The organism is Sorangium sp. So ce385 (assembly GCF_051474135.1).
In the GTDB taxonomy this organism is placed as follows: domain Bacteria; phylum Myxococcota_A; class Polyangia; order Polyangiales; family Polyangiaceae; genus Sorangium; species Sorangium cellulosum_D.
Genome location: NZ_CP150337.1, coordinates 4,118,431 through 4,125,000, shown reverse-complemented (window position 1 = coordinate 4,125,000; position 6,570 = coordinate 4,118,431). Strand labels below are relative to the sequence as shown.

Genomic DNA, 6,570 nt, shown 5'->3' with positions numbered 1-6,570 from the left:
TCAGCGAGCGCCCGCGCCTTGTCACGGGTGGCCTCGCCGGCGTCCGCCGAGAGCCTCACGACGGCGTGCACGGTGCGGTATCCCTCGGGTCGATCGAGGTCGAGCCAGTGCCGTTCGGTCGCCGCGCGCAGCTCGTCGTCCGTCACGGGGCCGGCGTTCTCCGCCTCGTCTTTCAGTCGGCGGAGCAGGCGACGGGCGAGCACCGCGCTGATGTCGCGCTGCACGTCGGCGTCGCGATCGAGGCCGCGGTCTCGCGCGGCGGCGGCGAGGAGCGCGTCGCGGATCGCCGCGTCCCGGGCCTGCGCCGGCGAGATGTGCTGCGCTGCCGCGATGCGAGCCACCGACTCGACGGAGATGTCGAGCGCGCCCACGCGGGCCGCCACGTCGGCCGGAAGGGGCGGCGCCCCCCGCGCGGACGTCGCCGCAGCAGCCCAGGCCGCGCACGCGCACAGGCACGCGACGGCCGCGATCCCTCGGCGCCCAGGGCTCACGCGCTGCCCCCGCGGGGGCGAAGGATCTCCGTGGACGCCTTGAGCGAGAGCCCGCCGATCACCAGGAGGTAGATGGCCTTGAAATCCTGGCGATCGCCGAGCGCGTGGACCCCGAAGGCGAAGGAGAACGCGGCGGCGACGAGGAGCAGAATCGCGAAGACATCGACTGCGCGGGACACGCGCGTGAGTGTAACGCGATTTGACGTGGAACCGGCGGGGATGCGGGGACGGCGCAGGGCAGCGGCGTTCGGCGAGCGGCGGCCGGGCCGCTGCTCAGCGCAGCATCATCACGACCGCCCCCAGGACGGCGAAGACGATCAAGACCAGCAGCTGCCGGACGGCGCGGTGGGTGAGCCGCCGCGCGCCGGCCGTGTGTCGACGGCCGCGGGCGACCGCGACGCCGGAGGCCGCGGTGATCAGCGCGACGGCGCAGGCCACGGCGACGGCCTGGGCCAGGAGGGCGCGATCCGGGTCCCGGACCCGCCATGCGAGCACGAGGATGGCGAGGCTCACCAGCGCGCCGAACGCGACGATCACGGCGGCGAGCGGGGGCAGGTGGGCCCGAGGCTGCAGGAGGGGGACGTCCGGGTCCGGCTCCGGCTGGCGCCGCACCTCCCAGCGGTCGCGCCAGGAAAGCGCGAAGAGACCCCAGGCGATCCCGCCGATGGCCGCCCGGACCGGGTCGAGGCGGGACGGCTGAAGGGACGGTGAGGCGAGCAGCCACGTCAGCGTGACGAGCGCCAGGAAGGCAGAGATGCCGAGGTGCCGCGCCGCCCGGCGGTGGGATGCGGCGAGCAGCGGCGCGGCGATGCCGCAGAGGAAGGCGAGCGTGGCGGCGATGCTGGCGGACACGGGCGCGCCGCGGCCGAACCCGGCAGGAGCGACCGTGATCATCCAGGCGACGACGGCGGCCAGCAGCGCCTGCGGGGCGCGCCCCTCTCCGAGGCCCAGGCGCGCCGCTCCGGGCTGCGCCGTCCCGGGGCCATCCGCGGCGGACGGTCCATCGCCCATGCGCGCCGGCGTTCCGCCGCGCTCGCCGGGCGCGGACGCGCTCGCCTCCGCCTCGCGCGGAGCGCCGATCGAGATCGCGCCGGGAGCCTCCGTGCTCATGCGCGAGCCGCTAGGCCAGGTTTCTGAGCAGGTGGCCCACGGGCAGCACCTCCGGCGCCGGCGCGCCGGCGCTCGCCTCGCTGCTCGCGCTCCCCTCCTCCCGGGCGACTTCGAGCCCGAGCCGCTTCCAGAGGCCCGTGTCGAAGAGGTGGCTCGGGCGCACGTTGCCGAGGGCGGCGAGCATGTTCTGCCGGGCCCCGGGGTGGCGCTCGTCGAGCTCCGCGAGCAGCCGGCTCACGGCCTTGCGCTGGAGGTTCTCCTGCGACCCGCACAGATCGCAGGGGATGATGGGGAAGCGCTCCTCCGCGGCGAACGCGGCGAGCTCGGCCTCGGCACAGTAGATGAGCGGGCGGATCACGACGTTGTCGCCGTCGTCGGAGATGAGCTTCGGCGGCATGGATTTCAGCTGGCCGGCGAAGATCAGGTTCAAGAGCAGCGTCGTCACGGCGTCGTCGCGGTGATGGCCGAGCGCGATCTTCGAGCACCCGAGCTCGCGCGCGACGCGGTAGAGGATGCCTCGCCGCAGGCGGGAGCACAGCGAGCAGTACGTTTTGTTCTCGGGGATCTTCTCGGTGACGATCGAGTAGGTGTCCTCGGAGATCATCCGGAACTCGTGGCCGCCCGCGGCCATGTAGTCGGACAGGAGGTGCCCGGGATAGCCAGGGTGTCCCTGGTCGATGTTGACCGCGATCACGCTGAACCGGACCGGCGCGCGGCGCGCGAGGTCGACGAGGAGCGCGTGCAGCGCATAGCTGTCCTTGCCCCCCGAGACGGCGCAGAGGATCCGATCGCCGTCGGCGATCATGTCGAAGTCGGTGATGGCGCGGCCCATGGCGCGCGCGAGCTTACGGCGGAGTTGCACGGTTCAGCCGGTGAAGCCTTCGATGAGGCGGAGGAAGGTAAGCACGCCGTGACCCGTCCCGCCCTTGGAGAAGATGCCGTAGGGCTTGCTCGCCATGGACGGGCCGGCGATGTCCACGTGGGCCCAGGGGACGTCCCCCACGAACTCGCGCAGGAACAGGGCCGCGGTGATCGCCCCGCCCCAGCGGTCGGCCGTGTGCTTGATGTCGGCCCAGTCGCTCTTCAGGCCGTCGCGGAGCTCGTCGACCAGCGGGAGCTGCCACATCGACTCGCCCGCCGCCTTCGCGGCGCCCCGCAGGCGATCCGCGAGATCCTCGCGGTTCGAGAAGAAGCCCGACACCGTGGGCCCGAGGGCCACGACGCAGGCGCCCGTGAGGGTCGCGTTGTCGACGATGAGGTCGGGCTTGAGCGCGCGCGCATAGGCGAGGCAGTCGGCGAGGACGAGGCGCCCCTCGGCGTCGGTGTTGATGATCTCCACCGTCTTGCCGTCGAGGGAGCCGAAGATGTCGCCCGGCCGGTAGGCCGCGCCGTCGGGCATGTTCTCGGCCGCGCCGATGATGCCGTGGACCTCGACGCTCGGCTTGGCCGCTGCGACGGCGGCCATCAGCGCGATCACGTTCGCGGCGCCGCCCATGTCGCCCTTCATCTCTTCCATGCCCGGAGCGGGCTTGATGCAGAGGCCGCCGCTGTCGAACGTCAGCCCCTTGCCCACGAAGACCAGCTTCCCCTTCGGCTTGCCGGGAGGCGCGTAGATCATGTGGACCAGCCGGGGCTCCCGCGCGCTCCCCTGCCCCACCGCCATGATGAGCTTCATGCCCCGCTTGATCAGCGCGGCCTTGTCGAACACCGTCACCTTGAGGCCGTGCTGCTTGCCGACCTCGGCGGCGACGCGCGCGAGCGCCTCCGGATAAACCTCGTTCGGCGGCTCGTTGACGAGGTCGCGCGCGACGCAGATCGCCTCGCCGACCTGCTGGCCGAGCGCGACGGCGTCGCGCGCCGCCTTGCCCGGCTTGCCCTCGACGACCACGGTGCCGCGCGCGAGCGCGAACTTGGGCACGCGATCACCCGTGAAGTAGCGGGTGAACCGGTAGGACCCGAGCACGAGGCCCTCGGCGGCAGACCGCTCCGCGCGCTCGACGCCGGGCGGCACCACGACCGCGACGCTCTCGGCGCGCACGCCGTTCGCGAAGCGCGCCCCCTTCGCCGCGAGCAGCCGGACATCGACGTCGGTGGGCTTGCCGGACCCGAGCCCGAGCAGCAGCACGCGGCCAGGCTTCAGCGCGCCGCGCGTCGTGAAATCGACGCTCTGATCCTTCTTCCCCGTGAAGTCGTCACGCTTGACCTGGTGGGCCACGGACTCGCCAAGCGCCTCCACGAGCCTCGCGAGCACGCCCTCACCCGTCGATGCGCCTTCAGGCACGCCGATGACGAGGACGTCGACGGCGAGGCTCAGCGGGTCTGACGAGGCGAGGTTCACTTTGATCGGCATGCGGTCTCCTGAGCCCGGACGGGGGGGTGTATCCAGCGCGGCATCTAATCACGAAGGGCTAACCCCGTCGACGTGGACGATGCCGCAGGCGGTCGGCCCGAGGCGCGGGGAGCGCGCCTCCCGGGCGCGGGAAGCGCGCTTCCGGGCGCGGCGGAGGCGCGGCGCCGCTCGGGCGTCGCGCTCGGCGGCCGGCACCGACAGGCGCCGCGGCGCCTCTGTGGCGGGCCCCGCGGCGCCTCCGCCGGGGCGCCTCGCGCGGCAACGCTTCCTGGGACGGCGGCCCGGGCGTCCCGCGCCGAGCGCCGGATCGAGGGGCGTCAGCGCCCCGATCTATAGATGTGGATGACGTCGGCGAGGAGCTTCACAGCCTCGGCGCGCGGGCGCTGGAACGCGTTGCGCCCCATGATCGAGCCGAAGGAGCCGCCAGCGGCCATCTCGCGCACCTCCTCCAGCACGGCGTCCGTCGCCTTGGACTCGCCGCCCGAGAAGATCACCACGCGCTTGCCGTTGAAGGTCGCCTGCACGACGTGGCGGACCCGCTCGGCGAGCGTCTGGATGGGGATGCCGTATTTTTCGTACATCTTTCTCGCCTCCTCCTGCTCGACGTGAGCCGTCGGCGGCTTGACCTTGATGATGTGCGCGCCGAGCTGAGCCGCGATGGTCGCCGCGTAGGCGCAGACGTCGACGGCCGTCTCGCCCTGCTTCGACAGCCCGGCGCCGCGCGGGTAGCTCCAGACGATGACGACCAGGCCCTTGCGCCTGGCCTCGAGGGCGATCTCGCAGAGGTCCTCGTACATCCGGTTTCTCGCGCCGGACCCGGGGTAGATGGTGTAGCCGACGCCGACGCAGCCGAGGCGGAGCGCGTCGTCCACCGATCCGGTCACCGCGGACAGGGGTTGCTCCACTCTCGCCAGGGTGTCGCTGTTGTTGAGCTTCAAGATCAGCGGCACCTGCCCCACGAACCTGGCCGCGCCCGCCTGCAGCGACCCGAGCGGCGCCGCGTACGCGTTGCACCCAGCGTCGATCGCGAGCTGAAAGTGGTAGTCGGGATCGTAGGCCTCGGGGTTCGGAGCGAACGATCGCACGGGGCCGTGCTCGAAGCCTTGGTCCACGGGCAGGATCACCATCTTGCCGGTGCCCGCGAGCGCGCCGTGGTTGAGCAGCCGGACGAGGTTCGTCAGCGTGCCGGGGTTCTCCGAGGCGTACCAAGAGAGGATCTGCTCTACGCGGGAGGTGAGCGCCATGAATCACTCCGTGGAGGGGTTGCCGCGAGAACGCGCAGCCCACCTGGGCGTGAGCCCGAGCCGTCCTGCTCCGTGGCCCGGGTCGACGCCAGCGAGCGAGGAGGCCCTGGCATCGTCCGAGGACCCGAGACGAACGTATCGAGCCGAACACCCCGGTGGATCGGCGCTTGGAGGATGTTGTACGGAGCCGTCGGATACGCAATTCTCGTCGCCGCGCCGGTCGGCTCTGCGGGAGCCATCAGCAGCAGAGGCCGCGAGCGCGAGCCGTGGCGGGGCGGCGACGTCCTTGCCACCACGCGGAGGGATCATGTCGCTCTCATCGGACCAACGGAATCTGAGCTGGAAGCCGCCCGAGGCGCAGTCGCGCATCGGGATCACGCTCGAGACGTACATCCTCGAGGGAATGCTCGGGTTCCCCGCGGCGACGGGGGCGTTCACCTCCCTGCTGAACCAGTTCGGCCTGGCGGCGAAGCTCGTGACGTCGAAGGTCCGGCGCGCCGGCCTCGCCAACGTCCTCGGGTACACCGGCCAGACGAACGTGCAGGGCGAGATCGTGCAGAAGCTCGACGAGGTCGCCAACGAGACGCTGCTCAGCGTGCTCGGACGGCGCGGGCACTGCGCCGCCGTGGTGAGCGAGGAGCTCGGCGAAATGAGGCTCCTCTCCACGGATCCGCGCGCCAAGTACATCGTCGTCGTGGACCCGCTCGACGGATCGTCGAACATCGACGTGAACATCTCGATCGGCACGATCTTCGGCGTGCTCCGCAAGAGCGACGCCAAGATGGGCGCCGACCCCTCGGATTTCCTGCGCCCCGGCCGCGATCTGGTCGCGGCCGGCTACGTGCTCTACGGGTCGTCGACCCTGCTCGTCATCACCACCGGCCTCGGCGGCGTGCACGGGTTCACCTACGATCCGACCGTCGGCGAGTTTTTCCTTTCCCACGAGAACATCCGGATCCCGGAGCGCGGCTCGACCTACTCGATCAACGAGGGCCACAGCGCGCGGTGGCCCGAGGACGTGCGCCGCTGGAACACGTGGATCAAGGAGGAGAACAAGCACGAGGGGAGGCCCTACGGCGCCCGGTACGTGGGATCGCTGGTGGCGGATGCGCACCGGACGCTGCTCAAGGGCGGCATCTTCGCCTACCCCGCCGATCGAAGCGGCCAGGGCAAGCTGCGGCTGCTCTACGAGGCGAACCCGTTCGCCTTCATCTTCGAGGCCGCCGGCGGCAAGGCGAGCACGGGCTCCGATCGCATCCTCGATCTGGTGCCGAAGTCGCTCCACGAGCGCGTGCCGCTCGTCCTCGGCTCGCCCCGCGACGTCGACGACTTCGAGCAGTTCCAGCGCGGCGAGCGCTGACGCCGGGAGAGGACG

At 71.7% G+C, this 6,570-nt stretch carries 7 protein-coding genes (1 of these 7 only partly in view); 1 reads left to right on the top strand and 6 read right to left on the bottom strand.

Annotation, left to right across the window (positions count from 1 at the left end; all coding sequences use genetic code 11):
* The 6 genes from WME83_RS15335 to WME83_RS15310 form a co-directional block, all read right to left on the bottom strand.
* Positions 1–371, bottom strand: partial view of a foldase protein PrsA gene (locus WME83_RS15335; RefSeq protein WP_437320026.1) — the beginning only. The gene continues 493 nt to the left of window position 1, outside the view; 371 of the gene's 864 nt are visible here — the first part of the coding sequence; its start codon is at positions 369–371; the stop codon falls past the left edge of the window.
* Positions 372–487: 116 nt separating this feature from the next.
* Positions 488–670, bottom strand: coding sequence for a hypothetical protein (locus WME83_RS15330; protein ID WP_020735049.1), 183 nt, complete (start codon positions 668–670; stop codon positions 488–490).
* Positions 671–764: 94 nt separating this feature from the next.
* On the bottom strand, positions 765–1,601 hold the full coding sequence (locus WME83_RS15325) for a hypothetical protein (RefSeq protein WP_437320025.1): 837 nt from the start codon (positions 1,599–1,601) through the stop codon (positions 765–767).
* A gap of 10 nt (positions 1,602–1,611) precedes the next feature.
* Positions 1,612–2,463 carry a tRNA 2-thiocytidine(32) synthetase TtcA gene (gene ttcA, locus WME83_RS15320; protein WP_437320024.1) on the bottom strand — a complete coding sequence of 284 codons (852 nt, stop codon included), beginning with the start codon at positions 2,461–2,463 and terminating at the stop codon, positions 1,612–1,614.
* Positions 2,464–2,466: 3 nt separating this feature from the next.
* Positions 2,467–3,951: a leucyl aminopeptidase gene (locus WME83_RS15315; protein WP_437320023.1), complete on the bottom strand. Its 1,485-nt coding sequence runs from the start codon at positions 3,949–3,951 to the stop codon at positions 2,467–2,469.
* A gap of 317 nt (positions 3,952–4,268) precedes the next feature.
* Positions 4,269–5,195: a class I fructose-bisphosphate aldolase gene (locus tag WME83_RS15310; RefSeq protein ID WP_437320022.1), complete on the bottom strand. Its 927-nt coding sequence runs from the start codon at positions 5,193–5,195 to the stop codon at positions 4,269–4,271.
* A 307-nt stretch (positions 5,196–5,502) separates the two neighbouring features.
* Between WME83_RS15310 and fbp the strand changes: the two genes are divergently transcribed.
* The gene (gene fbp / locus WME83_RS15305) at positions 5,503–6,555 is read left to right on the top strand and encodes a class 1 fructose-bisphosphatase (RefSeq protein ID WP_437320021.1); all 1,053 of its coding nucleotides are present in this window, start codon (positions 5,503–5,505) and stop codon (positions 6,553–6,555) included.
* Positions 6,556–6,570: the final 15 nt, after the last annotated feature.